Genomic DNA, 25928 nt, shown 5'->3' on the forward strand with positions numbered 1-25928 from the left:
ACTTCAAGCCACGTACGAACGGACGGAGGAGGGATCGGAACCGAGCGGGGTTCGTCGCGCGGGAGGGTTACTCGTCGTCGACCTCGGCGTCGTCCGCCTCGCTCTCGGCGGCGTGAACCGACTCGGGGACGATATCGACGGACGCGACCTCGTCGTCGGGGTCGAGGTTCATCACGATGACACCCTTCGTGTTCCGGCTCACGGTCGAGATCTCCTCGACGCGGGTCCGCATGATCTGTCCCGCCGCGCTCATCGCGACGAGGTGGTCGCCGTGGGTGACCGCCTCGATGGCGACGACCTCGCCGTTGCGGTCGCCGGTCTTGATATCGACGAGCCCTTTGCCGTTCCGCGACTGCGGGCGGTACTCGTCGAGGTCGGAGCGCTTCCCGTAGCCGTTCTCGGTCACGGTGAGCACCCAGTTGTGGTAGTCCTGGTCGATGGCGGCGACGCCGGCGACGGCGTCGCCCTCGCGGAGGTCGATGCCGATCACGCCGCGGGCCGTGCGACCCATCGCGCGGGCGTCGGACTCGTCGAACCGGATCGCCATCCCGTGTTTGCTTCCGATGACGATGTCGCGGTCGCCGTCGGTCACCTCGACGTCGACCAGTTCGTCGCCGTCCTCCAGCCGGATGGCGCGGATGCCGGTCGAGCGGATGTTACCGAACTCGTCGACGGCGGTCCGCTTGATGTACCCGTCGCGGGTGACCATCGTGAGGAACTCGTCGTCGTCCAAGTCCTCGGTGTTGACGACCGACTCGATCTCCTCGCCGTCGTCCAGATCGAGGAGGTTGACCGCGGACTTCCCGCGCGCCGTGCGGGACATCTCCGGGATCTCGTAGGTCTTCAGCTCGTAGATCTGCCCGCGGTTCGTGAACACGAGGAGGTAGTCGTGGGAGTTGGCCGCGAACACGGAGGAGACGCGGTCGCCCTCCTTCAGCCCCGTGCCGATGATCCCCTTGCCGCCGCGGTTCTGCGCGCGGAACTCGTCGAGCGGCATCCGCTTGATGTAGTCGTCCTCGCTCATCACGACGACGCACTCCTCCTCGGGGATGAGGTCCTCGTGGGTCACGTCGCCCACGTCCTCGATGAAGCTCGTGCGGCGCTCGTCGTCGTACTCGGCTTTGATCTCCTGAAGCTCGTCGACGATCACCTGGTCGAGCTCGCCGGGGTCGGCAAGGATCGTCTCCAGCCGCTCGATCCGGGCGTTCACCTCCTCGTACTCCGACTCGATCTCGGCCGTCTCCATCGAGGTGAGCGAGCCGAGCTGCATCCGAACGATGTGGGCCGCCTGCGCCTCGGTGAAGTCGAACGCGGACTCCAGCGCCGCCTTCGCGGCGTCGCGGTCGTCGGAGTCTTGGATCGTCTCGACGACGCTGTCGACGTTGTCGAGCGCCTTCAGCCGGCCTTCGAGGATGTGCGCGCGGTCCTCGCGCTCTGCGAGCTCGTGTTCGGAGCGCCGCCGAACGACCTCGCGCCGGTGTTCGACGTAGTGTTCGAGCGTCTCCTTGAGGTCCAACACCTGCGGAGAACCGTCGACCAGGGCGAGGTTGATGACGCCGAAGGTGCGTTCGAGGTGGCTCTCCAACAGCTGGTTTTTCACCACGTCCGCCATCGCGTCCCGCTTGAGCTCGACGACGATCCGGATCCCGTCGCGGTCGGACTCGTCGCGGAGGTCGCGGATCCCCTCGATCGCTCCCTCGTTGACGTCCTCGGCGACCCGCTCGACGAGCCGCGACTTGTTCTGCTGGAAGGGGAGCTCCGAGATGACGATCCGACCCTCCTCCTCGTCGACCTCGAACTCGGCGCGGACGCGGATCCGACCGCGACCCGTCTTGTACGCCTTGTGGACCGCGTTCCGGCCGACGATGTTCGCGCCGGTCGGGAAGTCCGGCCCCTTGACGTGTTCCATCAGGTCCTCGACCGTCGCGTCGGGGGTCTGGATTAGCTCGACGGTCGCGTCGATCACCTCGCCGAGGTTGTGCGGCGGGATGTTCGTCGACATCCCGACCGCGATGCCCGAGGAGCCGTTGACGAGGAGGTTTGGGAATGCCGCGGGCAGCACCGCCGGCTCTTCGAGGCGGTCGTCGTAGTTCGCCTGGAAGTCGACGGTGTCGCGCTCGATGTCCGCCATCAGCTCCTCGGCGATGGGGGCCATCCGCGCCTCCGTGTACCGCATCGCGGCCGGCGGGTCGCCGTCGACGGAGCCGAAGTTCCCCTGCCCGTCGACGAGGGGGTACCGCATCGAGAAGTCCTGCGCCATCCGCGCGAGCGTGTCGTAGATGGCGCTGTCGCCGTGCGGGTGGTAGTCGCCCATCGTCTCGCCGACGACGGAGGAGGACTTGCGGTGCGCGGAGTTGCTCGTCACGCCCGCCTCGTTCATCGCGAAGAGGATGCGGCGGTGGACGGGCTTGAGCCCGTCGCGCACGTCGGGGAGCGCGCGGCCCGCGATGACGGACATCGCGTAGTCGATGTACGACTGCTCCATCTCGTCTTCGATGCGGGCGTTCGTCACCTGTGCGGCTCGTACGTCACCGGGTTCGGCGTCTGAAGTCTCTGAGCTCATATGTCCACCCACTCCGCTTCGGTCGCGTGTTCCTTGATGAACTGCTTGCGCGGCTCGACGGCGTCACCCATCAGCACGTTGAACATGCGGTCGGCGGCAGCCGCGTCGTCGACGTTGATCCGCTTGAGCCGGCGGTTCTCCGGGTCCATCGTGGTGTCCCACAGCTGGTCGGGGTTCATCTCGCCGAGCCCCTTGAACCGCTGGACCTGCGTCGGGTTGCCGTCGCACTCCTCCTCGACGATGCGGTCGCGCTCCTCCTCGGTCATCGCGTCGTACGTCTCCCCGCGGTAGCGGACGCGGTACAGCGGCGGCTGGGCCGCGTACACGTAGCCGGCCTCCAACAGGGGCTTCATGTGCCGGTAGAGGAGCGTGAGGAGGAGGGTTCTGATGTGCGCGCCGTCGACGTCGGCGTCGGTCATGAGGATGATCTTGTTGTACCGGACGTCGTCGATGTCGAACTCCTCGCCGATCCCCGCGCCGATCGCGGTGATCAGCGCGCGGATCTCGTCGTTTTCGAGGATGCGGTCGAGGCGGTGTTTCTCGACGTTGAGGATCTTCCCCTTGAGGGGTAAAATTGCCTGATTCTCGCGGTTCCGGCCCTGCTTGGCCGAGCCGCCCGCGGAGTCGCCCTCGACCACGAACAGCTCCGCCTCGGTCGGGTCGCGGGTCTGACAGTCGGCCAGCTTGCCGGGCAGCGCGGTCGACTCCAGCGCGGACTTCCGTCGCGTCAGCTCCTCGGCCTTCTTCGCCGCCTTCCGGGCGCGGGCGGCCTCGGCGGCCTTGTGGACGACCTTCTCTGCGGTGTCGGGGTTCTCTTCGAAGAACGTCCCGAGCTTCTCGTGGGTCGCGGACTCGACGACGCCGCGGACCTCGCTGTTGCCGAGCTTCGTCTTCGTCTGCCCCTCGAACTGCGGGTCCGGGTGTTTCACCGAGACGACGGCCGTGAGCCCCTCGCGGACGTCCTCCCCTTTGAGGTTGGCGTCGAGGTCGTCGACTAACCCGTGTTCGTTCGCGTAGTCGTTCACCGTCCGCGTCAGCGCGGTCTTGAACCCGGTGAGGTGGGTCCCGCCCTCGCGGGTGTTGATGTTGTTCGCGAACGCGTGGACGGAGCCCTGAAGCTCCTCTGTCGCCTGCATCGCGACCTCGACGTGGACGCCGTCGGTCTCGTCCTCGAAGTAGATGACCTCCTCGTGGATCGGCGAGCGCGTCTCGTTGAGGTACGCGACGAACTCGCGGATGCCGCCGTCGTACTTGAACGTCTCCGCGGTGTCGTCGCGGTCGTCGACGAGGCGGATCTCGACGCCCGAGTTGAGGAACGCCAGCTCGCGGAGCCGGTTCGCGAGCGTCGAGGTCTGGAAGTCGGTCGTCTCGAATATCTCGTCGTCGGGCCAGAAGCGGATCTGGGTCCCGGTCGACTCGTCGGCGTCGGTGTCGCGGACGCGCTCGAAGGCGTCCTCGACGGGTTCTCCGCGCTCGAACTCGTGGCGGTAGACGCCGCCGTCGCGTTTTACCTCGACCTCCAGCCGCTCGGAGAGGGCGTTGACGACGCTGACGCCGACGCCGTGCAGCCCGCCGGACACCTGATACGACTTGGAGTCGAACTTTCCGCCGGCGTGGAGGACCGTCAGGATAACCTCCAGCGCCGGCCGGTCGTACTCTTCGTGGGTGTCGACGGGGATCCCGCGTCCGTCGTCGCGGACGGAGACGGAGCCGTCGTCGTGGATGCGGACCTCGATCTCCTCGCAGTACCCCGCGAGCGCCTCGTCGATGGAGTTGTCGACGACCTCGTAGACGAGATGGTGGAGCCCCCGACCGTCCGTGGACCCGATGTACATCGCCGGTCGCTTACGGACGGCCTGCAGGCCTTCGAGGACCTGAATTTGGCCGGCTCCGTATTCGCTCTGCTCTGACATAGGAACTTACTCCAGCTAATCGCCGTCGACTTATAAAGGCGGCGCACGCGCGCGGGCGTGTGTGAGCGGCCGACGCGTCGCGGTTGTCGAACACCGCTCGCGGCCGAGTACGCCGCGAGCGACCGCACCTCAGCGCGATTCCGGTCCCTCGTCGAGGAAGGCCCGGACGCGCTCGACGGCCGCCGTCCGGAGGCGACCCGCGTCGACGATCGGATGCGAACCGCCCCCGGTGCCGTCGGCGCGCGAACGACCGGTCTCGGCCCGAATTCGGACCGGGGCCTCGCGGGCCGCGGCCTCGACGACCCGGTCCGCGAGCGCGTCGACGGTCGCCGGCGAGCCGCACCGCTCAACCGTCTTCCGGTACCGTTCGAGGCGCTCGTCCGCGGCGTACTCCGCCGCGAGCGTCTCGACGGCAGGCGCTTCGTCGCCGCCCGAGCCGGCGCTCCCGTCGTCGAAGTCCTCCCGGACCAGCCGCCCGCGGTCGCCGCGCTTGTTCCGGACGACGGCCCCGGCCGCCGGCCCGTCGTACCAAGCGGACTCCGGAACCTCGTACGCGTCCGGGTCGAAGTCGCGAGCGGGTATCTCGCGGTCGACCGCGTCGACCGCGTCGAGTCCCGTCCCCTCGAAGATCGCCGCCGCGGCGTCGGGCGGGCGGAACCGGTCGCCGGTCCCGGCCCACACGTCGGTCCCGAGGAACGGGGGGATCCGGTCCCAGTCGTAGTCGATCCGGCGGCAGTGGGTCGCGACGCCGAAGAACGCGACGTCGGTCGGGTCGTCGACCGCGTCGCGGAGCGCCTCCCGGTCGAACCGCGACCGGACGTGCCTGACCGCGGGGCGGAGGCGGGGAGGGACGGCGTCGTCGTCCGCGAACGCGCCGTCCGGGCCGGCGAAGCGGAGCAGCCCCGACTCGTCCATCCGGAACCGGATCCCGGTGCCGTCGATCAGCTCGATCAGCCACAGGTGGCCGTCGAGGACGTCGTCCGCGGCGGCCGAGTTGAGGGGCGGGAGCGGCGGGAACGACGGGGCGACCGGGTCGCGTGACGGAGCCATGCCGGTCGGTGCGCGCCGTCGGGTGTTGGGTCTTGCGCCGTCGAGTGATGGGTCTCGCACCGGACGAGGCCGATAGCCGCGAACCGGTCGACGCGGGCGGGTGAACCCCCGGTTACAAGCGGGTGCCGGCCGTACCGCCTTCCGATGCTACCGATCGCGGACTCCTTCGAACACGCGCATCGCGGCTGCGAGATCCTGTACGGGCGAGGTCGGATCACAGACCTCGGCGGCTGGCTCGGCGACCGCGACCTCGACGACGCCCTAGTCGTCTGCGGTTCGAACACGGGCGCGAACGACGCCCTGATGGACCCGATTCGGGCGGGACTCGGCGACCGGTTCGCCGGCGTCTTCGACGAGACCACCCCGGACAAGCGGGTCGAGACCGCCTCCGACCTCCTCGACGCGCGGGCGGAGGCGGGAGCGGACGTCCTTGTCGCGGTCGGCGGCGGTGCGAGCCTCGACGTCGCGAGGCAGGCGACGCTGCTCGCGGCGGACGGGCGGGACCTCGGCGACCTCCGCGCCGACGCGGAGTCGGGGGCGGATGCGCTCGGCGAGCTGGCACCCGGATCGGAGCCGGCCCTCCCGGTCGTCGTCGTCCCGACGACGTTCGCGGGCGCGGACCTCTCGGCCGGCGGGTCGCTGGAGGTGTTCGCCGCCGCCGAGTCGCCGACCGAGCAGCCGATAACCGTCAGCGGGAGCGGCGCGTGGCCGATCGCAGATATCGCCGACCCGGCGCTGTTCGAGACGACGCCGGGGTCGGTGCTCGCCGGGTCGGCGATGAACGGCTTCAACAAGGGCGTCGAGACGCCGTACGCCCGCGACGCGTCGCCGGTGAGCGACGCGGCCGCAGTCCACGGACTCCGGCTCCTCTCGGACGCGCTCCCGCACGTCGCGGGCGACCGACCGGACAGCGAGGCGGCGACGGACCGAGCGGTGGTGGGAGCGCTGCTCGTCCAGCTCGACCGGAAGATATCCGTCATCCACGCGTTCGGGCACGGGTTCGCCCGCCGGTACGACGTCCAACAGGGCGCGGTCCACGCTGTCGTCGCGCCACACGCGCTGGCGTACCTCTTCGACGAGGTGGACGCGAGCCGCCGGGCGCTCGCGGCCGGACTGGGTGTCCCGACCGACGGCCGCGACGACGACGCGGTCGCCGAGGACGTCGTCGAGGCGGTCGCCGCGGTCCGCGACGCGCTCGACGTCCCGAGCCGGCTCCGGGACCTGCCCGCGACCGACGAAAGCGACCTCCCGGCGATCGCGGAGTTCGTCGCCGAGGACCCGCCGATGGCACGCGCGCCGGCCGGCCTCGACGCGACCGCCGAGGAGATACTCGGCGTGTTGCGCGCGGCCTGGTAGACGAGGTGGCCGCGGCGACCGTCGTCGTCGGCCCCTCGCGGTCGCCTACGAGTCGGCCGCGTACGTCTCCAAGGCGGTCAGCCGTCCCTCGTCGACGTCGAAGGCGTCGACGAACGCGAACAGCTCCTCGCCGTCGGCGTCGAGCAGTCTCCCTCGGACCGCGACGCCGGGACCGGTCGGGTAGACGCGCTCGACGACGTGGGTCGTGTCCGTGTCCGGCCGCTCGTCGCGCATGAACGCGACGAAGCGGTCGCGGCCCTCGAAGGTCCGGTCGGGGCGTCGCTGGACGAACGCGGGGTCGAGCAGCGACCGCAGCCGGTCGTAGTCGCCGGCGTCGAGCGCGTCGTAGTACGCCCGAGCGAGGGCGGCGGGACTCCGTTCGTCCGGCGGGGCCTCCCCGTCCGCCTCACGCCGCGAGGGCATCGAACTCCTCCGCGGAGGTCCGGGTGCCCTTCGCGATGATCACGTCGCCGCCCCGCAGCGTGGTGTCGATGTCGGGGCCGACCAGCCACCCCTCCTCCGGGCGGCGGATCGCGAGGACGCTCGTCGAGATGTCGGTCGCGGGCACGCCGTCGGCGACCGCGGTCCCGTCGAGGTCGCTCCCTTCGCCGACGATGGTGCGGGTGATTATCTCGTCCGACTCCTGGACCGCCATCTCCACGACCGGGTGGACGTCGAGGTCGCGGCGGACCCCCTCGGTGATCGCCAGCGCGGCGTCGGATATCTCCTCGGTCGCGACGCCGAGGTGGATGAGCCCGCGGAGCGACACCGGGTCGTCGGCCTCGGCGGCCGCCCGGAGCGTCCACGCCTCGAACCGCGACTGGAGCGCGTCCACCTCGATCTCTAAGTTGTTCACCTCCTCCGCCAGCTCCTCGTTGTCGAAGAGGACGGAGCCGTACGCCAGATCGACCGCGAGCTCCGAGAGGTTCTTCATCAAGACGATCGAGTCGACCGCGCGCTCCAAGTCGTCTATCGCGGGTTCGGACGGCGGCTCCGGCTCGAACGGCTCGCCGCTCAGCTCGGGGTAGACGTCTGCGACGCCGGCCTCGGGACCGCGCAGCAGCGTCACGTCGCTCGCCTTCAGGCGCGTGGTCGGTCCGGGGTTGAGGATCCAGTCCTCGTCGCGCCGGACCGCGATGACGCGGACGCCCGTCTCCGATTCGAGGTCGATATCAGCGAGGCTCCGACCGGCGTACGCGGAGTCGGCGACGACGGTTCCCCGGACGAGCGTCTCGACGCCGGCCGAAAGCGCGCCCCGCATCGCGTCGGGCAGCCCGATCTCCTCGGTGACGATCTTGGCGATGTCGCCCGCGGCGTCCGCGACCTTGTCGGCGGCGGCGATGACGCCGAGGACGGGCGCGAGCGTCTCGGCCTCGCTCGGGTTCCGCGCCGCGAGCATCAGGCTCATCCGGGCGCGCATCTGGAGCACGTCCATCCGGTGTTCGAGTTCGACGACCTCGTGGGCGACCGTCGGGCTGTTGTGGAGCACCGCCGAGTACGAGAGGTCGATCAGTAGCTCCGCGGTGTCTTTCATCTCGACGAGCAGGTCCTTGACGCTCGTCGGCTCGTAGCGGACCGTGCGCTCGTCGGCGCGTCTCATGTGCCTCCCTCTCCGGCTGCGAGTAAAAGGCTTGTTGCGGGCGCACAGGTAGTGTTCAGATAAGCTGATTCCATGCGAAAGCGAACGATCTGATCCACTCGTTTGCTGTTTCTGCTTCGGCGTTGCTAAAACAGTTTGAGAAACTAGTAGTTCTGCGTTTTACCTCACGAAAGACACGTTCGACACTGTTCCGCTTTCCGTGTCGTTCGTATCTAAAATCGAGGTCGTGTTTGCGACAGGCTCGCTGAAGTGGAGCCGCGCCATCAACGAGAAAGATCGCGTCATCTACATCGTGTTTTTTGCGGAGTTCCGCGAAAAACCGATCTGCGAGAGCATTGTTTCTCGTCGATTCAACCTTTGTATGTAACAGATCGTTTGATTCGGGATCGACAGCAGCGTACAGCCAATATTGTTCATCGTCAAGCTGAATCACAGTCTCATCAACCGCGACGTGATTCGGCCTCCGACCAGTTTCTGGCTGTAGATCGGCTTTGTGAACCCAGTTATGAACGGTCGATCGAACTCGATCAACACCGAATACCTCAAGAAAAGAAACAGTATTCGAAAGCGATAATCCAGCCAAGTGAAGCTGAATACTGAGCTTCATCAACAGCTGCGGTGTTGCTTCTCGCTCCACAAACTCTAAGTTGATCTCGTCTAAACAGCCGCTGAGGCGGTCGTTTTCGGGCATAAGTCACTTTGAAAACGCACCGCCTCACCTTTCAATCCTTATCTGAACACCGCGGGCGCACACCGCCGGCGATCCGAACGGCGCACGGGACCGGATCAGGCGGCGTCTCCGGCGACGTACCCCGCGGTTTCGCCCGCGCTCTCGACCGGGACCGCGAGGTCGACGAGGGCGAGCCACGCCAGCAGCCGGGCCGCGCGGTCGCGCCACGTCGCCTCCCAGTCGGGGTCGCGGGCGCGGTCGTGTCGCGGGACACGGTCGCGGGTGGCCGCGAAGAGGTCGTCGGGTGTCACGGGGTCCTCGCGCGAGGCGTCGGCGAGCGCCGCGAGCGCCTCGGGGGCGAACAGGACCCCGTCTCGGAGCCTCTCGCGGACGCGCTCCGGGGCCGGCTCCGCGTCGGCGCGGACGAACCCGCGCGATGTCTCCTCGACGAGTCCGAGCGTCCGGAGAAAGGCGAGCCAGTCGTTGGCGGTCTGGCGGTCGGGGAGGTCACAGCGCCGCCGGAGCCGGGCGCAGCAGTCGTCGGTGTCGCCGGGGACGAGCGGGACCGCGCGCTGGAGGTCGCGAAGGTCGTCGAGGGCGGTCGGGGGTTCGGGGACGGGTTTGAGTCGCACGGGAGTGGACAAGGCGGGGATTCAGTCGGTGACGCTCCGGGGAGTCAGCGGTAGCCGAACGACTCCGCGAGCAGTTCCTCGTCGGTCTCGCCCACCGTGTAGACGGGCCCGTCGACCACGTCGACGGTGACCTGCGCGGGGGCGAACACGCTCTCGGGGACGTCATAGAAGTCCCAGTCGGCGTCCTCGAACACTTCGACGAAGGGCGTGCCGTACTCCTCGCTCGCGGTGGAGACGATTTCCCCGAAGCGGTCGTCGTCGCGTGCGACTTGGAGGTGGACCTCGCCGCCGTACGCCAGGGCGTCGTTCGTCCGCCCCATCGCCTCGGCCTCGTCGCGGGTCGGGGGCGCGAGCGGTGCCGAGCCGGAGGCGTGGAGCACGTCCGTCGGCTCGTAGCCGACCTCCAGCAGTCGGAAGACGGCGAGTTCGGCGGCGCGGGCCGCGGTGGTGACGGAGCCGGCGGTCGAGCCGGTCGCGAACGTCGGGAGGAACACCCCGTCGGTCTCGACCTCGGCCATCTCCGCGACCTGCTCCGCGACCTCCTCGTCGGGCAGCGCCGTCGACTCGATCGTCAGCGTGGCGAACTCCGAGGAGTCGTAGTAGCCGACGCGCTCGAACTCGGTCTCGCCGCCGACCAGCGCGCGGGCCGGCCCGGAGCCGAGCCCCTCGAAGCCGCCCTCGGTCGTGATCTCCCAGCCGGCCTTCTGCGAGCAGAGCAGCGCGACCGCGGGGTGGTCCGTCGACAGCTCGACGTACTGGCGGGGCGCGCCCGCGAGTCTCCCCATTCGGGTCTGTAGGTTCGCCAGCCCGGCGGTCTGTATCTCCGCGAGCAGCAGCCCCGCTTCGACCCCGCCGGCCGCATCGACACCGAAGTCGACGACGGTCGCACCGTTGTCCAGCTCGTATCCGACGACGTCCAGCTCGCCGGCGAAATCGAGCGCCTCGTCGACCAGCTCGATCGCGGTCCGGTTGATGCTCTCCATGTCGACGCCTACTCGCTCACCGTTTAAGGGGTTTGGCTGTTGGGCGCGACCAATTGGGTCCCTTCGAGACACCGATTTGACGAACCTCGGTGGTGGCGCGCGCCTGCGAGCGTGCCGCCGAAAGCGGCCGCGAGCCAGCACGCGCGAGGGACGCCGTGAGCGATGCGGGCGACCGAAGGGAGCCCCGAGCGAGCGGCGAGGCTGGGGAGGCGTGAGGTGCGGTTGCGAGGCGGGACTCGAAGGGGCAGCCGCGAGGCGGTCCCGGTCGCGGTGTCGTTCGCGGCGAAAGCACTCACGCACCGCTGAGCGACTGCGACTTTAGGAGTGTCCGTGTCGATCAGCGTCTAGTCGCTACCGCTACGCTCACCATCATAGTCACCAGAAGCCGCCGTCGGAGTCGCCGACGCCGCTCGGTCCGCCCGGGCCCCGGGGACCGCTCGGGCGCGGATCGGGATCGATCTCGACGAGTTCGGTCTCGGCCTCGGGATCGATCTCGCGACCCTCGTCGAAGCGGACGAACGAGAGGTAAAAGGGCTCGCCGCAGCCGACGCCCTCGGCGTCCGGCTCGCGGTACGGCTCGTCGCCGCCCACGTCGTCGCCGCGCACGCCGTCATGGGGGTCCCACTCGACGCCGTCGCTCTCGCCGCAGACGAACCGGACGCCGTCGGCGTCGATCGCGTCCGCATCTCCCTCATCACCTTCCTCCGCGTCGAACGGCTCGGTCGGCGCGACGTACGTCCAGCCCTCCAGCGGGTACGGCGTCACCGACTTGTCCGCGAGGTATCCCTCGCGTTCGAGCGCGACGAGCGTCCCGCAGTGGGGGCAGTAGTACGTGACCGGATAGCTCATGTCCGACCTACGGCACGGATTTATATACAGCCGTCGCCGTCGCGTCAGATACTTGATCGTCCGGAGCGACGATCCGACATCTCATCCGATCCCTCTTCGGGCGGTCCCGACGACGGGGACCGCGCAGACGACGCAGGCGGAACGGACCTCAGTGACGGCGACCCCTCCGAAACGGACCCCGCGGCCGACGACTCCGGCGGCCTCGTCACTCGCCGCCGACTCCTCGCGGGCGTCGCGGGCGGCGTCGGTCTCCTCGGCGGCGGCGGCCTCTACGCCGCGAACGAACTCGACGGCGACTTCGGCGGGTACGACGCGCCGGAGACGCAGCCGACGGTGTCCACCCGCGGCCGTCTCGACGAGCCGGAGCCGACGGAGCGGTCGGGGTCGTGGGCGTTCGACGGGGCCGACCGGGTGGTCCTGTACGTCCACGGGCTCGGGGCGGACGCGGTGTCGGCACGCGATCAGGCGCACACCGCAAAACTCGGTCTCGACGAGGTCCTCGGGGCCGCCGACGCCCCGCCCGTGATCGGCTACTCGTGGGCGTCGAACGTCGACTGGGAACCGGCGAAGCGCGCCGCGGCGGACAACGCCGCCCCGCTGGCCGACTGGCTGACGGCGTGGGCGGACGAGGACGGGCGGCCGGTCCACCTGTTCGCCCACTCGCTCGGCGCTCGCGTGACGGGCGAGACGCTCCGCGAACTCGCCGACCGCGGGCGCACGGACGTCCTCGCCTCGGCGTCGCTGTTCGGCGGGGCGATCCCGGACGAGAGCGTCGGGAGCGACGGGCGATACGGGCCCGCGATCGGCGCACTCGACGCGCCCCTCTACAACTTCCACAGCCGGAACGACCGCGTCCTCGGCTGGGTGTACCGCGCCTCCGACCGGACCCGCGCGGTCGGTCACGGAGGGCTTCCGGACGCCGCGACCGCGCCGGACGGCTACGCGAACGCCGAGGTCACGGACCTAGTCGGGGACCACTACTCGTATCTGGAGCCGGGAGAGGGGTGTCTCCCGCGTGCGGTCGACCGGATCGGACTTGACTGAGATCGGACTTGACTGAGATCAGATCCGACTGAGAGCGGTCTCGACCGTCGGGCGAGCCTCGACCGAGAACGCGTCCGTCCCCGGAACCCCTTTTACCGGCGCGGTCGACCGTTCGGGCATGATCGACGAGACCGTCGCCGAGATCCGGGCGATGCGGACCCACAGCACGTCGGCGGTGGCCGTGAAGGCGACGCGGTCGCTCGCGGACCTGCTCGACCGCGAGTACGTGGCCGTCGACGAGTTCGAGCGCGATCTCGAACACAACGCGGGCGTGTTGCGCCGGTCGAACCCCTCCCACGCCGCGCTCCACAACGCGATGCGCGACGTCGAGCGTTCCATCGTCGGCGAGGCGACGAGCGTCGAAGGCGCGAAACAGCTCTTGGAGGACGTGATCGCCCGCGTCGTCGACGACATCGAGACCGCGAAGGGCGAGGCGGCCGCCAACGCGGCCGAACACATCGAGGACGGTGACACGCTCTTAGTCCACGACTACTCGACGACCGTGCTGGAGGCCATCGAGAACGCCGCGCGCGACGGCGCGCACCTGACCGTCTACGTCACCGAGGCGCGCCCGCGGACCCTCGGCCGCAAGACCGCGCGCGTCCTCGCCGGGATGTCCCGCGTCGAGACGCGGATGGTCGTCGACAGCGCGATGGGGTACGCCCTCCGCGACTGCGACCGCGTCCTCCTCGGGATCACCTGTATCACCGGCGGGACCTACTACAACCGGATCGGGACGTTCCCGCTCGTCGTCACCGCCCGCGAACTCGGCGTCCCCGTCACCGCGGTCGGCTCGGGCGCGAAGACAATCGAGGAGTTCCGGTTCGAAAACGAGTTCCGCGACGCCGTCGAGGTGATGCGCGAGCCGGTCGAGGACGTGGAAATCGAGAACCCCAGCTACGACGCCACCCCGATCGGCATGATTGACACCGTGATCACCGACGACGGCGTCCGAAACTGACTCCGGGCCGAACCGAGGCCCCGACCGAACCGAGGCCCCGACCGAACCGAGACTCGAACCGAACCGAGACTCGAACCGAACCGAGACTCGAACCGAACCGAGACTCGAACCGAACCGAGACTCGAACCGAACCGAGACTCGAACCGAACCGAGCCCCAAGCCGGATCCTTTTCCTAACTTCCGTCCGAACCCGACGGAAGCCGATCTCGCGCCGGACGCCAAGCGGCGGACCAAAGAGATTTGTGCGTGTAACGTGTTAACAAACGCGATGAGTGTACATACGGGCTCGACGGCGGTCTTTCAGATACCCGATCAGGAGGTGACGGCGGCTGGGTGTTCGAACGCCTGGTGTGAACTGAGCGCGGTCGTAACCGAACCGGAGGTCGTCGCGGCGGTGGCGTTCGGCGGGGTGATCGCGCTGCTCGCGTTCGCGTACGTCCGCGACGCCGAGGCCGCCTGCCGAGGAGAGCGACGGCGCGTCCTCGACGAGCGGGACGCGTTCGAGGCGTTCGCCGATCGGGTGGCCGAGATGGACACCGTGACGGTCCCGACCGACTCGACCCCCTCCGGCGTCCCCGCCGGCGCGCTCGGCGGTGTCGGCTCGGGCGGGAACGGGGTCACGCCGGGCGGCGGACCGACGGGCAGCGACGTGACGCTCCGTCGGGTGCTGGCCGCGTACGACGACACCGTACTGTCGCTGTCGCACTACCGAGACGAGTACGACGAGACGGCGACGGAGAGCCTGGCCGCCGAGCTCGGTCCCGACGCGGCGACCGCGCTCGCGACCGACGGGGGGTTATCGAGCGGGGCCAAGTCGGCGCTCGTCGACCGGAGCCGCCGCGCAGCGGACGCGCGCGACAGGCTGGCGGGCGCGATAGACGAGGAGATAGCGGAACTGTCGGACCGGGAGACGACGCTGTCCGGGATCGACCGTCGTCGCCAGCGGCTGCTCGCCCACATGGAGGGCGTCCGCGCCGACCGCGAGACCGACGCGGCGATCGACGTCTGGAACCGGCTGGCGGAGTTGGAGCGCGAGTGCGACGAACTCGCCGCCGAGCGACAGCGCTCGCTCGACGACCCGCCGCTGACTCCCGGTCTCGACGACGACCCCGAGCGGACGTTCTACGGCTACCTCTACGGACCCACCGACGGGCCGCGCTATCCGGTGTTGGCGCAGGTGGCGGAGCTGGCGGACCGGATCCGCGCGGACAGGGACGGCGTCGGGAAGCGAATCGCCGTCGACGGCTGACCTCGAAAAGGGGACCGTCGAGCGTCGGAGCAGCCGCTCGACGGCCGCGAACGGCTCTTTTGTGGAGGGATCCGGGTGAGAGAAACTCAAAACTACCGGGTCGTTTATGAGGGTAGGGCGGAACTGAGGTCGTATGAGTTGGCAGGAGGCGGAACGAGCGTTCACCGGCGCCGCGATCGCCCGAGAGACCCTCCCGCAGATGTTCGAGGGGACCGCGGAGCGGCACGCGGACCGGCTCGCACAGCGGTACAAGGGAGGCATTCACGACCGATCGCTCGTCGCCGCCGGGGTCGTCCCGGCGGCACCCGCGGGGGAGTACGCCGACCTGACGTACGCCGAGATGCGTGAGATCGTCCGAAACCTCGCCGCGGGGCTCCGCGAGATTGGCGTCGACGGCGACACCCGGGTGGCGATGTACTCGCAGACCCGCATGGAGTGGGCGCAGGCCGACTTCGCCGCGCTGGCCGCCGGCGCGGTGGTGACGACCGTCTACGCCTCCTCGTCGCCGACCCAGCTGCGATACCTGCTGGAGGACCCGGAGGCGACCGTCGTCGTCGCCGAGAACCGCGAGATGCTCGGCGACGTACTCAGCGTCCGCGACGACCTCGAACACGACCTCGACGCGATCGTGACCGTCGACGACGTCGACGCCGACGCCGTGGCGGCTGAAATCGACGGGAACGGACCGACGACCGACGACGTGTACACGCTGGGCGAGGTCCACGAACGCGGCGCGGCGGCGTTCGACGAGGCGACCTACGAGGAGTGGCTTGACGCGGTCGACACCGACGACCTCGCCAGCCTCATCTACACCTCGGGGACCACCGGGAAACCGAAGGGCGTCCGGCTCACGCACGCGAACTTCCGCGACAACGTCTCGCAGTGTTACCGTCGGTTCGCGGACCGGCCCGACCGCGACCCCGAGGTGCCCGGCATCTCCGCGGAGTCGACGACGCTCTCGTTCCTCCCGCTCGCGCACGTCTTCGAGCGGATGGCCGGCCACTACATGATGTTCGCCGCCGGAGCCACCGTCGCGTACGCGGAGAGCCCCGACACGCTCCGTGAGGACTTCGGACTGGTGCGCCCCACGACGACGACCAGCGTCCCCCGCGTCTACGAGAAGCTGTACGACGCGATCCGCGAGCAGGCGAGCGAGTCGCCGGTCAAGGAGCGCATCTTCGAGTGGGCGGTCGACGTCGGCCGCGCCCACCACGAGCGCGACGACCCCGGCCCGCTCCTCGACGCCAAGCGCGCGGTCGCCGACCGGCTCGTCTTCTCGTCGGTCCGGGAGGCGATCGGCGGCAACATCGACTTCTTCATCTCCGGGGGCGGGTCGCTGTCGGCCGAGCTCTGCGCGCTGTACCACGCGATGGACCTGCCGATCTTGGAGGGGTACGGCCTGACGGAGACGTCGCCCGTCATCAGCGTCAACCCGCCCGAGCGCCCGGCGGTCGGCACCATCGGCCCGCCGGTCGTCGACACGGAGATCGCGATCGACGACGCGGTCGTCGGCGAGGAGGTCGCGGGCCTCTCCGGCGATGTGGGCGAACTGCTCGTCCGCGGCCCGCAGGTGACCGACGGCTACTGGAACCGGCCGGACGCGACCGCGGAGGCGTTCGTCGACGCCGACGAACTTCCCGAGAGCGTCGTGACCGCCGGGACCCCGCCCGACGCGCGCGTCGGCGTCGACGGGACCGCCCCCGACGCGTCCGACGCCGCCGCGGAGCCGTGGTTCCGCACCGGCGACATCGTCCAGCTCCGCCCGGACGGGTACATCGCCTTCCGCGAGCGCGCGAAGCAGCTGCTCGTGCTCTCGACGGGGAAGAACGTCGCGCCCGGGCCGATCGAGGACCGGTTCGCCGCCAACGAGTTCGTCGAGCAGTGCGTCGTCCTCGGCGACGGCCGGAAGTTCGTCTCCGCGCTCATCGTCCCGAACTTCGAGCGGGTCGCGGCGTGGGGCGAGGACAACGGGATCGACCTCCCGGACGAGCGCGCCGCGGTCTGCCGCGACGACCGCGTCCGCGAGCGGATCCAGACGGAGGTCGACCGGGTGAACGGGGAGTTCGAGACCTACGAGCAGATTAAGCGGTTCCGACTCGTCGAAGAGGAGTTCACCGAGGCGAACGACCTGCTCACCCCGACGATGAAGAAGAAGCGACGGAACATCTTGGACCGGTTCGCCGACGAGGTCGAGATGATATACGAGGAGTAGCCCGGTCGATGCGGTCGGTCCGTCAAGAAACCCATAAACGTCAGGGGAGAGTACGATTCCCGATGGCTCGCTCCGTCTCGCCCCGCCACGGCTTCGTCGCGCTCGGCGGAGTCTGCGCCGGTCTCGGCGTGCGACACGTGGCGATCGGCGAGGGAGGCGCTGGCGTGCTCCTCGAATCGGCGCTCATCCTCGGTCTCTCCGGCATCGTCTTCTACACCGTGTACGACCTGCCCGAGTGGAACGTCTCCACCGCCGGGCGGTGGCGGGCGGTCCGGATCGGCGGCCTGACCGCCCTCTCCTTCGCTGCGCTCGCCGGCATCGTTTGGCTCATCTGGGTGCTCGATCACCACGCGTTCAAGCTCTCCTTTCTGGTCTCGTTCGCGACCGGCCTCGGTGCGGCGGTCGGCTCGCGGGCGGGACTGTACGTGGTGAAGGCCGACGAACAGCTCACGGAGGCCCAAGAGCTGGCGACCCTTCTCTCGATCAACGACCGCGTGCTTCGCCACAACATCCGCAACGAGCTGTCGGTCGCGCTCGGCCACCTCGACGGGATCGAGGACGCGGCAGACAGGGCGGCGATCGCGGATCGGGCGCGGATCGCTCGGACCCACTTGGAGGAGCTCGTCGAGACGAGCGAGCGAACGCGCCGCATCGCCGCGATCTGGCGGACGGAAACGCTCCAGTCGATCGACCTCGTCGCCGTCGTCGAGGCGCGCGTGGCCCAGCTGACCGCGGAGTCGCCCGGAACCGCGGTTCACACGGAGCTCCCCGACAGCTGTGTCGTCCGAACGCACCCGTCGCTCCCGCTCGCGTTCGAGGAGGCGCTTCGGAACGCGATCGAACACAACGACGACGACGTGACGATCACGGTGCGCGTGCGGCGCGACGGCGACGCGACGACGCTCGTCATCGAGGACACGGGGCGCGGGATCCCGCAGATCGAGCGACAGACCCTCCACAACGCCGAGGAGACCCCGCTCGAACACACGGAGGGCCTCGGGCTGTGGCTGATATACTGGACCGTGACCCGGGCGGGCGGAACGGTCGAGTTCGACGAGAACGACCCGCACGGAACCGTCGTCCGGATCCGGCTCCCCGACAAACCCGAAGCGGCCCGGTCAGTCGGCGGAAAGGCGGGAGGTGCCAAGCCGGGAGGGTGGCGGTCGACACCACCGAGACCGGGGAAGCCGGACGCCGACGGCTCGAAGACAGAGGAAGCGGACTGAGTCGGACCGCCGACCGCTCGCGGTAGGCGAGACGGACCTTCCGGGCGCTACGCCGAGGAGATCGTCGACTCCGGGCCGTCGTCGCGCTCGACGGAGTCGCCGTCGAGCGCGTCCTGCGCCGTCGAATCGGGTCCGGCCGAGTCGCGTTCGGGCGAATCGCGTTCGGCCGCCGCGTCCGCCGCGACCGGGTCGCCGAACGCGTACACGGTGTTGTGGCCGGTGACCTCGACGGTGAGGAACTCGCCGACCTCGATCTCGTGATCCGTCGCACCCTGAACGATGATCTGGCGGTAGGCGGAGTCGCGGCACTTCACGGAGTCGCCGGTCCCCTCCTCGACGACGAGCACCTCGAACGTCTCGCCGACCATCGACTCGTACGCCTCGCCGACGACCTCCATCTTCAGCTCCGACATCGCCTTCGAGCGCTCCTTCTTGACGGTCCCGCCGAGTCCCTTCATCTCGGCGGCGTCGGTGCCAGGGCGCTTCGAGAACCGGGTGACGTTGATCTTCTCCGGCCGGACCTCGGCGAGTAAGTCCATCGACAGCTCGTGGTCCTCGTCGTCCTCGGTCGGGAAGCCGACGATGAAGTCGGTCGAGAGCGTCCAGTGGTCGAGCCGGTCGTCGAACGTCTCCACCACCTCGCGGAACTTCTCGACGCGGTGCTGGCGACGCATGTCTTCGAGCACGTCGTCGGAGCCGGACTGGACCGGGGCGTGGATGAAGTCGTACAGCTCCTCGTTGTCCGCGAACACGTCGGCCAGCTCCTCGTGGATCCCGTGGATCCCGCCGGGGTTCGCCATCCCGAGCCGGACCCGGAACTCGCCGTCGATGTCGCAGATCCGGTCGAGCAGTTCGGGGAGCTTCCGGTCGCCGTTGTCCCACCCGTACACGCCGGTGTCCTGCCCGGTGACGCGGATCTCTTTCGCGCCGGCGTGGACCAGGGCCCGCGCCTTCTCGACGTTCTCCTCGATCGGCGGGGAGTCGACGCGGCCGGTGGCGAACTTCGTGATACAGTACGAGCAGTTGCTCATACAGCCGCGCGCGATGGGCAGGATGCCGACGACGCCGTCGAGGACCGGCTCGGCGTCCGGCGTGACCGTCGGACACTCGCCGTTGAGCACGTACGACGGAACCTCGTCCCAGTGGAGAACCTCCGCGTCGACGTCCGCCTCCTCGAACGCCTCGCCCTGCGCGAGCGCCATACAGCCGGTGACGACGAGTTCGGCGGTCGTCTCCGACAGCTCCTCGGCGCGGCGGAGCATGTTCCGCTCGGTCTTCTCGACGACGGTACACGTGTTGAGGATGGCGACGTCCGCGTCTTCCGGGCCGTCGGCCGGGCGGTGCCCCCCGTCCCGGAGGGCACGCTCGATCTCCCGGCTCTCTCCCCGGTTCGAGCTACAGCCGTACGTCTCGATGTGGTACGTCGCCATCTGAGTGCGTACAGTATCGGTCCCGGGGGCAAAAGCGCGACGGATCGGGGCGTCCGAAGCTCTGAGTCGGGGGCGGTTCGACCCCCGTTCGCCTCAGTCCTCGGCGACGGCTGCGGCCGGCGCGTCGGTCTCCGCGGTCGCCTCCGGCTCGTCGACGGGGTCGCGCTCCGCGGGCGGGACGGCCTGATAGACGGAACGGCGGGCGTCTCGGGGACATAACCCCTCCTCGACGAGTCCGACCTCGGTGAGCTTCTCGACCGCGAACCGGACGGTTCGCGTGGAGAGACGGGTCTCCTCGGCGAGGCCGGTCTGGTCGAACCGGCCCTCGGCGTCGAGCACGTAGTAGACCAGCTTTGCGCTCGGCGGGAGCGGTTCGAGCAGCTCGCGAGTTCCTTCGTCCATACGTCACATACACGGGCGAATCGCGCATAACCGTGGCCCGTCTGTGCGCCGTCCGCGCACGCAACCCCCGTTTTTATGTATCAGGTATTGGTCCGGAACTCGAAGCGAGCGCCGCCGTCGTCCGCGACCGACAGTTCCCAGCCGTGTGCGGCCGCGATCTCGCGGACGATCGCGAGACCGAAGCCCGTCCCGGCCGCCGTGCTCGACCGCCCGTAGTTCGTCGCCTCGTCCGGGTCGATGTCGAAGCCGGACCCGTCGTCCGCGACGTAGAATCCGTCCGGGAGCGGTCCGACGGAGACGGTGAGTTCGTCGCCGGTGGAACCGTGTTCCACGCTATCGCCGGCCTCCGGCCGGCTGTCAGTGGAGCCATGCTCCACACTATTCGCGAACAGATTCTCCAAGAGCGTCCGGAGCCGCTCCGGGTCCGCGTCGACCGCGGCCGCCGCGTCCGACACGTCGAGGGTCGCGCTTGCGGTGTCGACGGTTCGCCACGCCCGCTCGGCCGCCGCACCGAGCGGGAGGGACTCGATCTCGTCGACCGTCCGGCCCTGCCTCGCCAGCGCGAGGAGGTCGGCTATCAGCTGTGACATCCGATCGTGTGCGTCCTGGACCTGATCGAGTTCGGCGAGGACGGCCTCGTCGTCGGTCAGCGACCGCGCCACGTCCGTCCGACCGGCCGCGACGTTGAGCGGACTCCGCAGGTCGTGAGAGACCAGCGCGGCGAACTTCTCTAACCGTTCGATCTCCCGCTGGAGCGCCGCGTCGCGGTCGCGCAGCTGCTCGGTCCGCTCGGCGTGATCGAGCGCGACTGTGACGTTCGCCGCGAGGACCCGGGCCAACTGGAGGTCGGTCTCGTCGAAGGCGTCCGGCTCGCGGGAGCCGAGCGGCATGACCCCGTGGTCGCCGAGCGGGACGACGAGGAGGCTCCGGATGTCGCCGTACCCGACCGCGGTGTCGACCGCGGCGAGGTCGTTGACGACGACCGGTTCGCCGGCGTCGAACGCCTCCCAGACGCGGCCGTCCTCCGGGCCGAACGGGGGTCGGTCGCCGAAGGCCGCGGTCGCTTCCTCGCTTATCGCCGTCGGGCGGAGGACGTCGGTCTCGGGGTCGTACAGTCGGATGCCGCTGTTCGGGAACCCGAGGATGTCGATCGCCGCGCGGGCGGCCAGTCCGGCAATTTCCTCTCTGTCCTCGCCGCCGAACATCTCGCGGGTGGACGCGTGGAGTTTCCTGAGAACGCGTTCGACGCGCTTCTGCTCGTCGATGTCGGCATACACGGAGTAGACAACCGACTCCTCCGGCTGAACGACCGGGATGACATGGAGGATGAAGCTCCGGAGCCCGTCGGTCGTCCGCCGCTGTACCTCCAGTCGCGTTGGTTCGCCGGCGGCGATCAGGTGTTCGTGGTCGAACCCCGTCGCGTCGGGCGGGACGACCGCGTCGACGACCGTCTCGTAGCTCGACTCCGCGGCGTCGTAGCCGAACGCGTTGACGAACGCCTCGTTCGTCTGGGCGAGCGTCCGCTCGCCCCCCTCGCCGACGACGGTTCGCGCCATCGGCAGCGGGAGGTTCGCGAAAAGCGCCGCGAGCCGGTCGCGCTCGGTTCTGAGCGCGGTCTCTGTCTCGATCCGCTCTATCGCGTTCGCGGCGTGCGACGCGATCAGCTCCGCGAACTCGACATCACGGTCGTCGAAGGCGGCGTATCCGTTCGAGACGGCCTGAAACACCGCATACTCACCGATCGGGACGCTGATTGCGGAGCGAACGTCGTCAGAGACCGGGTCCGCGACCGCCGCGGTGTCGATGGAGCCGCGCCGGCCGACCCGGTCGTGGTCCGGGCCCCCCGAGTTCGAGCGGCCGGAGTCCGCCGGGTCCTCCAACTCGTCCGGGTCCGTCGGGTCGACGCTGAGGTTGTCGACGACAACTGTCCGCTGCTCTCTCGCCGTGTAGCCGACAACTCCCTCGTCGACATCGAACGCGCGGATCTCGTCCGGCGAGACGCTCTCGGATCTGGCGGTCGGGACGAGCCGATCCCCGCGGCGACGGGCGGCGACGCACCGGTCGAACTCCAGTATCTCCTCGGCCGCGACGATGACGCGGTCGAACACCGCGGACACCTCCTCGACCGAAGCGAGGTCGGTCGCGAACCGGTGGATGGCCGTGACCTTCGCGTTCACTTCGCGGAGGTCACGTTCGGCCTTCCGGCGGCCGAGGGCGTTCGCGACGCTGTTCGCGAGCATCTCGTAGCGGTCCCGACCGGCCCCCTTCTGGAGGTAGTCGGTCACGCCGGCCGAGATGGCGTCGCTCGCTATCTCCTCGCTTCCCTTCCCGGTGAACAGCACGAATGGGAGCCCGGGATCGATCGAGCGGACCGATTCGAGGAATTCGAGCCCGTTGGACCCGGGCATGTCGAAGTCGCTGACGACGCAGTCGACGCACTCTTTTCGGACCACGTCGAGCCCCTCGTCCGGCGACAGCCGGATGACGGTCTCGATGTCGTCCACGAGCCGTTCGACGTGCGTCGCCGCGAGGTCGGCCGCCCCCGGCTCGTCGTCGACGAGGAGTACTCGCCGAGGCCCGTCGCCGCTCGCTCCCGACGCGCCGGACGCGGCCGAGTCAGTCTCCGCCGACGAGTCGTCGGGACCGGCGTTCATGTCCGTGTGTTACGCTACCAGTAGGTTTAGCTTTCGCTCCGACTACCGAAATTGAAAAACGGGGCGGGAGACGCGCCGACGGATCGGCGGTCTGTGGCCGTCTACAGGAAGTCCTCGACGTGGTCGGCGACCTCCTCGGGGGTGTCGCCCACGGGGACGCCCGCGTCGTTGAGGGCGTCGATCTTCGACTGCGCCGTCCCGGTGCCGGAGCCGGAGACGATGGCACCCGCGTGGCCCATCCGCTTGCCCGGCGGTGCCGTGCGGCCGGCGATGAAGCCGGCGACCGGCGTGTCCATGTACTCGCCGATGAACTTCGCGGCGTCCTCCTCGTCTTCCCCGCCGATCTCGCCGCACATCACGACGGCGTCGGTGTCTGGGTCGGCCTCGAACGCCTCTAAGGCGTCGATGAAGGAGGTGCCGATGATCGGATCGCCGCCGATGCCGATGGCGGTCGACTGGCCGAGTCCGCGCTCGGTGAGGTTGTCGACTACCTGATAGGTCAGGGTGCCGGAGCGGGAGACCAAGCCGACGTTGCCGTCGGAGAAGATGTTGCCGGGGAGGATGCCGAGTTTCGCCTCGCCGGGCGTGATGATCCCCGGGCAGTTCGGGCCGATGAGGCGGGTGTCGGTCTCGGTCAGGCGCTTGTTCACCTTCGCCATGTCCTGTGTCGGGATCCCCTCGGTGATCGCCACCGCCAGATCGAGATCGGTGTCGAGCGACTCGAAGATGGCGTCGGCGGCGAACGCCGGCGGCACGAAGATCACGGAGGCGTCCGCGTCCTCAGCTTCGACGGCCTCGTCGACCGTGTCGTAGACGGGGACGCCGTCGACCTCCTGTCCGCCCTTGCCGGGCACCGCGCCAGCGACGACGTTCGTGCCGTACTCGATCATCTGCCCGGCGTGGAACTTCCCTTCCCCGCCGGTGATCCCCTGGACCACCACTCTGGTGTCGTCGTCGACGAAAATGCTCATTGGGTCACCTCCTCCGCGTTCTTCACCGCGCGCTGGACCGCGTCCTCCAGCGTCTTCTCGACCTCCACGAGGTCCGTGTTCAGGATCTCCATTCCCTCCTCGGCGTTCGTGCCGGCGAGCCGGACGACGACCTTCTTCGGGATCTCGTCGAACCCTTCGAGGGCCTCGTTGATCCCCTTGGCGACCTCGTCGCCGCGGGTGATCCCGCCGAAGATGTTGAAGACGACGGCGTCGACGTTGTCGTCGGAGAACACCATGTCGAGCGCCTGCGTGACGCGTTCCGCCTTCGCGCCGCCGCCGATGTCGAGGAAGTTCGCGGGCGACCCGCCGTAGTAGTCGACCAGGTCCAGCGTCGTCATGACGAGGCCGGCTCCGTTGCCGATGATGCCGACGTTGCCCGACAGACGGACGTAATCGAAGCCGTACTCGCCGGCCTTCCGTTCGAGGTCGTCCTCGTAGGACTCCTCGGCCATCTCGGCCAGTTCGGGCTGGCGGAACAGCGCGTCCTCGTCGATGTTCATCACGGCGTCCGCGGCGACCACGTCGCGGTCGCTCGTGATCATCACCGGGTTGACCTCGATCTCCGAGGCGTCGCTGTCCTCGTAGAGGTCGTACAGCGTCGAGAGGATCGACGCCACGTCGAGCGCGACATCGGCGTCGACGCCGGCCTCGTAGACGACCTTCCGGGCCTGATACGGGTGAAGCCCGAACGCGGGGTCGACGTGTTCGCGCGCGATCGCGTCGGGGTTCTCCTCGGCGACCTCCTCGATGTTCACGCCGCCCTCGGTCGAGACCATCAGGACCGGCTTCCCCTCGCCGCGGTCCATCGTGACGCCGACGTACAGCTCGTCGACGAAGTCGACGCCCTCCTCGACGAGGACGGAGTCGACGGTGTACCCCTTGAGGTCCATCCCGAGGATCTCCTCGGCGTACTGCTCGGCCTCCTCGCGGTCGGTCGCGATCTTGATCCCGCCGGCCTTGCCGCGGCCGCCCACGTGGACCTGCGCTTTGATCGCGGCCGGGTAGCCGATCTCGTCGACGGCGTCGAGCGCCTCGTCGACGGTCGTCGCCACCCGGGAGTCCGGAATCGGGATCCCGGCGTCCGCGAAGATAGACTTCGCTTGATATTCGTGAAGTTTCATCCGTGTTGGATCGGTACCGACGGCGGCTTAAATGGTGCCGATCCGGCGCGATTGGCGGCGCTCGTCGGACTCGCTCACGGTCCGGCGGTTCGGGGCTATTCGCCGGGCGTACCGGCCGGACCGCGGTGCTCGCCCCGACATCTCTTTGTCGCCCGAACGGGTAGGGCCCTCAGGAGTTCGATTCCGATGATGCCACCCATCGTCCGTCGGTGTCCCGAGTGCGGTACCACCGGCTGGAGCCGCCGCTTCGCGGTCGTCGCCCGTGAGGGGAGCCGCCGGTTGGTCGAGTGCCCGGCGTGTGCTCACCGGTTCGAACCGATCGACGGTCCGCTTCTCGACTGACACGGCGGCGGACCGCCCTCGCGGTTCCCACGGGCAGCGCCGACTCAGAGTCGTCGGACGCCGACGAAGTAGGCCGGGTTGCTGCTCCAGCGCCGCTCGAAGACGGTCCGGAAGGTGAACGCGACCTCCCACCCGCCGGCGCTCTCGAACCGGTTCCGAAGCTCGTCCGGCGTGAGTCCGTAGATGTCGCCGTCGGTCCGCCGCGCGTCCCCGAGGACGCAGTAGAGTCCGCCGGGACGAACGACGTCGCCGAGGCCGTCGACGAACCGGTCGCGCTCGCGGTCGCCGAGGACGTGGAACATCGCGGAGTCGACGACGGTCCGGAAGGACAGGTCGGCCGCCCGGAGCCGGGGGAGATCCAGCGCGTCCCAGACGAGGAACTGCGCGGCGATCCGCCGCCAGCGCGCCTTCTCCGTCGCCCGTCGGACCGCCAGCGGCGAGAGGTCGACGCCGAGGACGTCGTACCCGTGTCGGGCGAGAAACAGCGACAGCTCGCCCGTCCCGCAGCCGACGTCGAGGACCAGACCCCGAACGAGCCCGGTGTCGAGGAGGTCCACGAACGCCCGCTGCGGCCGGCCGATGTCCCAGTTCGGAACGCCGGCGTACGCGGCGTCGTAGACGTGAGCTCGGTCGCTCCGGCGGGGCGGCGGTCCCGCTCATCTCCCCGTTCCCCGCGGCG

Annotated in this window: 22 protein-coding genes; 7 read left to right on the plus strand and 15 right to left on the minus strand. The window is 69.2% G+C overall.

The window, feature by feature from the left end; all coding sequences use genetic code 11:
• Nucleotides 1–67 precede the first annotated feature (67 nt).
• The 3 genes from gyrA to QOL69_RS16780 form a co-directional block, all read right to left on the minus strand.
• The gene (gene gyrA / locus QOL69_RS16770) at nucleotides 68–2563 is read right to left on the minus strand and encodes a DNA gyrase subunit A (RefSeq protein ID WP_283404108.1); all 2496 of its coding nucleotides are present in this window, start codon (nucleotides 2561–2563) and stop codon (nucleotides 68–70) included.
• Nucleotides 2560–4476 (minus strand): DNA topoisomerase (ATP-hydrolyzing) subunit B, encoded by a 1917-nt coding sequence (gene gyrB, locus QOL69_RS16775; RefSeq protein ID WP_048076598.1) that lies wholly within the window; start codon nucleotides 4474–4476, stop codon nucleotides 2560–2562. Before gyrB ends, gyrA begins: the two co-directional genes overlap by 4 nt.
• Nucleotides 4477–4605: 129 nt before the next feature.
• Nucleotides 4606–5526 (minus strand): hypothetical protein, encoded by a 921-nt coding sequence (locus tag QOL69_RS16780; RefSeq protein ID WP_283404109.1) that lies wholly within the window; start codon nucleotides 5524–5526, stop codon nucleotides 4606–4608.
• Between the two features lie 144 nt (nucleotides 5527–5670).
• On the opposite strand from QOL69_RS16780, the gene QOL69_RS16785 reads away from it, so the two are divergent.
• Entirely contained in the window at nucleotides 5671–6882 is a 1212-nt protein-coding gene (locus QOL69_RS16785) for an iron-containing alcohol dehydrogenase family protein (RefSeq protein WP_283404110.1), read from the plus strand.
• Nucleotides 6883–6927: 45 nt separating this feature from the next.
• Here the strand turns inward: QOL69_RS16785 and QOL69_RS16790 are convergent, their stop codons facing one another.
• The 6 genes from QOL69_RS16790 to QOL69_RS16815 form a co-directional block, all read right to left on the minus strand.
• Nucleotides 6928–7305, minus strand: coding sequence for a nuclear transport factor 2 family protein (locus QOL69_RS16790; protein ID WP_283404111.1), 378 nt, complete (start codon nucleotides 7303–7305; stop codon nucleotides 6928–6930).
• A complete protein-coding gene (locus tag QOL69_RS16795) occupies nucleotides 7289–8482 on the minus strand; it encodes a potassium channel family protein (RefSeq protein ID WP_283404112.1) in 1194 nt (397 codons plus the stop codon). Before QOL69_RS16795 ends, QOL69_RS16790 begins: the two co-directional genes overlap by 17 nt.
• Nucleotides 8483–8537: 55 nt before the next feature.
• Nucleotides 8538–9173: an IS6 family transposase gene (locus QOL69_RS16800; protein ID WP_283402789.1), complete on the minus strand. Its 636-nt coding sequence runs from the start codon at nucleotides 9171–9173 to the stop codon at nucleotides 8538–8540.
• A gap of 95 nt (nucleotides 9174–9268) precedes the next feature.
• A complete protein-coding gene (locus tag QOL69_RS16805; protein ID WP_283404113.1) occupies nucleotides 9269–9784 on the minus strand; it encodes a double winged helix-containing putative transcriptional regulator in 516 nt (171 codons plus the stop codon).
• Between the two features lie 44 nt (nucleotides 9785–9828).
• A complete protein-coding gene (gene mch, locus QOL69_RS16810; RefSeq protein ID WP_283404114.1) occupies nucleotides 9829–10767 on the minus strand; it encodes a methenyltetrahydromethanopterin cyclohydrolase in 939 nt (312 codons plus the stop codon).
• Between the two features lie 375 nt (nucleotides 10768–11142).
• The gene (locus tag QOL69_RS16815; RefSeq protein WP_283404115.1) at nucleotides 11143–11616 is read right to left on the minus strand and encodes a DUF7969 family protein; all 474 of its coding nucleotides are present in this window, start codon (nucleotides 11614–11616) and stop codon (nucleotides 11143–11145) included.
• Nucleotides 11617–11949: 333 nt separating this feature from the next.
• Here QOL69_RS16815 and QOL69_RS16820 point away from each other — a divergent pair, with 333 nt between their 5' ends.
• The 5 genes from QOL69_RS16820 (at nucleotide 11950) to QOL69_RS16840 (ending at nucleotide 18308) form a co-directional block, all read left to right on the plus strand.
• Complete coding sequence (locus QOL69_RS16820) at nucleotides 11950–12660, plus strand: DUF726 domain-containing protein (RefSeq protein WP_283404261.1); 711 nt, start codon at nucleotides 11950–11952, stop codon at nucleotides 12658–12660.
• Nucleotides 12661–12778: 118 nt separating this feature from the next.
• On the plus strand, nucleotides 12779–13621 hold the full coding sequence (locus QOL69_RS16825; RefSeq protein WP_283404116.1) for an eIF2B alpha/beta/delta subunit family protein: 843 nt from the start codon (nucleotides 12779–12781) through the stop codon (nucleotides 13619–13621).
• A gap of 268 nt (nucleotides 13622–13889) precedes the next feature.
• A complete protein-coding gene (locus tag QOL69_RS16830; RefSeq protein ID WP_283404117.1) occupies nucleotides 13890–14870 on the plus strand; it encodes a DUF7260 family protein in 981 nt (326 codons plus the stop codon).
• A gap of 133 nt (nucleotides 14871–15003) precedes the next feature.
• Nucleotides 15004–17082 (plus strand): AMP-dependent synthetase/ligase, encoded by a 2079-nt coding sequence (locus QOL69_RS16835; protein WP_283404118.1) that lies wholly within the window; start codon nucleotides 15004–15006, stop codon nucleotides 17080–17082.
• A 62-nt stretch (nucleotides 17083–17144) separates the two neighbouring features.
• On the plus strand, nucleotides 17145–18308 hold the full coding sequence (locus tag QOL69_RS16840; RefSeq protein ID WP_283404119.1) for a sensor histidine kinase: 1164 nt from the start codon (nucleotides 17145–17147) through the stop codon (nucleotides 18306–18308).
• A 47-nt stretch (nucleotides 18309–18355) separates the two neighbouring features.
• Here the strand turns inward: QOL69_RS16840 and QOL69_RS16845 are convergent, their stop codons facing one another.
• From QOL69_RS16845 to sucC, 5 genes are all read right to left on the minus strand, one after another.
• On the minus strand, nucleotides 18356–19738 hold the full coding sequence (locus QOL69_RS16845) for a tRNA (N(6)-L-threonylcarbamoyladenosine(37)-C(2))-methylthiotransferase (RefSeq protein WP_283404120.1): 1383 nt from the start codon (nucleotides 19736–19738) through the stop codon (nucleotides 18356–18358).
• 93 nt (nucleotides 19739–19831) lie between these two features.
• A complete protein-coding gene (locus QOL69_RS16850; protein ID WP_283404121.1) occupies nucleotides 19832–20140 on the minus strand; it encodes a helix-turn-helix domain-containing protein in 309 nt (102 codons plus the stop codon).
• Between the two features lie 80 nt (nucleotides 20141–20220).
• Nucleotides 20221–22794, minus strand: a complete 2574-nt coding sequence (locus QOL69_RS16855; protein WP_283404122.1) for a GAF domain-containing protein — start codon at nucleotides 22792–22794, stop codon at nucleotides 20221–20223.
• Between the two features lie 101 nt (nucleotides 22795–22895).
• The gene (gene sucD, locus QOL69_RS16860) at nucleotides 22896–23765 is read right to left on the minus strand and encodes a succinate--CoA ligase subunit alpha (protein WP_283404123.1); all 870 of its coding nucleotides are present in this window, start codon (nucleotides 23763–23765) and stop codon (nucleotides 22896–22898) included.
• Nucleotides 23762–24907, minus strand: a complete 1146-nt coding sequence (gene sucC / locus QOL69_RS16865) for an ADP-forming succinate--CoA ligase subunit beta (RefSeq protein ID WP_283404124.1) — start codon at nucleotides 24905–24907, stop codon at nucleotides 23762–23764. Before sucC ends, sucD begins: the two co-directional genes overlap by 4 nt.
• A gap of 186 nt (nucleotides 24908–25093) precedes the next feature.
• Between sucC and QOL69_RS16870 the strand changes: the two genes are divergently transcribed.
• The gene (locus tag QOL69_RS16870) at nucleotides 25094–25249 is read left to right on the plus strand and encodes a hypothetical protein (RefSeq protein ID WP_283404125.1); all 156 of its coding nucleotides are present in this window, start codon (nucleotides 25094–25096) and stop codon (nucleotides 25247–25249) included.
• 44 nt (nucleotides 25250–25293) lie between these two features.
• Here the strand turns inward: QOL69_RS16870 and QOL69_RS16875 are convergent, their stop codons facing one another.
• Nucleotides 25294–25830, minus strand: coding sequence for a class I SAM-dependent methyltransferase (locus QOL69_RS16875; RefSeq protein ID WP_283404262.1), 537 nt, complete (start codon nucleotides 25828–25830; stop codon nucleotides 25294–25296).
• Between the last annotated feature and the right edge of the window lie 98 nt (nucleotides 25831–25928).

The organism is Halorubrum sp. DM2 (genome assembly GCF_901686465.1).
Lineage (GTDB): Archaea > Halobacteriota > Halobacteria > Halobacteriales > Haloferacaceae > Halorubrum.

Coding starts and splice junctions, on each gene's coding strand:
- gyrB (WP_048076598.1), bottom strand. CDS start 4,476: ATGTCAGAGCAGAGCGAATACGGAGCCGGCCAAATTCAGGTCCTCGAA.
- QOL69_RS16780 (WP_283404109.1), bottom strand. CDS start 5,526: ATGGCTCCGTCACGCGACCCGGTCGCCCCGTCGTTCCCGCCGCTCCCG.
- gyrA (WP_283404108.1), bottom strand. CDS start 2,563: ATGAGCTCAGAGACTTCAGACGCCGAACCCGGTGACGTACGAGCCGCA.
- QOL69_RS16835 (WP_283404118.1), top strand. CDS start 15,004: ATGAGTTGGCAGGAGGCGGAACGAGCGTTCACCGGCGCCGCGATCGCC.
- sucD (WP_283404123.1), bottom strand. CDS start 23,765: ATGAGCATTTTCGTCGACGACGACACCAGAGTGGTGGTCCAGGGGATC.
- QOL69_RS16790 (WP_283404111.1), bottom strand. CDS start 7,305: ATGCCCTCGCGGCGTGAGGCGGACGGGGAGGCCCCGCCGGACGAACGG.
- mch (WP_283404114.1), bottom strand. CDS start 10,767: ATGGAGAGCATCAACCGGACCGCGATCGAGCTGGTCGACGAGGCGCTC.
- sucC (WP_283404124.1), bottom strand. CDS start 24,907: ATGAAACTTCACGAATATCAAGCGAAGTCTATCTTCGCGGACGCCGGG.
- QOL69_RS16870 (WP_283404125.1), top strand. CDS start 25,094: ATGATGCCACCCATCGTCCGTCGGTGTCCCGAGTGCGGTACCACCGGC.
- QOL69_RS16800 (WP_283402789.1), bottom strand. CDS start 9,173: ATGCCCGAAAACGACCGCCTCAGCGGCTGTTTAGACGAGATCAACTTA.
- QOL69_RS16785 (WP_283404110.1), top strand. CDS start 5,671: ATGCTACCGATCGCGGACTCCTTCGAACACGCGCATCGCGGCTGCGAG.
- QOL69_RS16830 (WP_283404117.1), top strand. CDS start 13,890: ATGAGTGTACATACGGGCTCGACGGCGGTCTTTCAGATACCCGATCAG.
- QOL69_RS16855 (WP_283404122.1), bottom strand. CDS start 22,794: ATGAACGCCGGTCCCGACGACTCGTCGGCGGAGACTGACTCGGCCGCG.
- QOL69_RS16815 (WP_283404115.1), bottom strand. CDS start 11,616: ATGAGCTATCCGGTCACGTACTACTGCCCCCACTGCGGGACGCTCGTC.
- QOL69_RS16840 (WP_283404119.1), top strand. CDS start 17,145: ATGGCTCGCTCCGTCTCGCCCCGCCACGGCTTCGTCGCGCTCGGCGGA.
- QOL69_RS16845 (WP_283404120.1), bottom strand. CDS start 19,738: ATGGCGACGTACCACATCGAGACGTACGGCTGTAGCTCGAACCGGGGA.
- QOL69_RS16850 (WP_283404121.1), bottom strand. CDS start 20,140: ATGGACGAAGGAACTCGCGAGCTGCTCGAACCGCTCCCGCCGAGCGCA.
- QOL69_RS16795 (WP_283404112.1), bottom strand. CDS start 8,482: ATGAGACGCGCCGACGAGCGCACGGTCCGCTACGAGCCGACGAGCGTC.
- QOL69_RS16825 (WP_283404116.1), top strand. CDS start 12,779: ATGATCGACGAGACCGTCGCCGAGATCCGGGCGATGCGGACCCACAGC.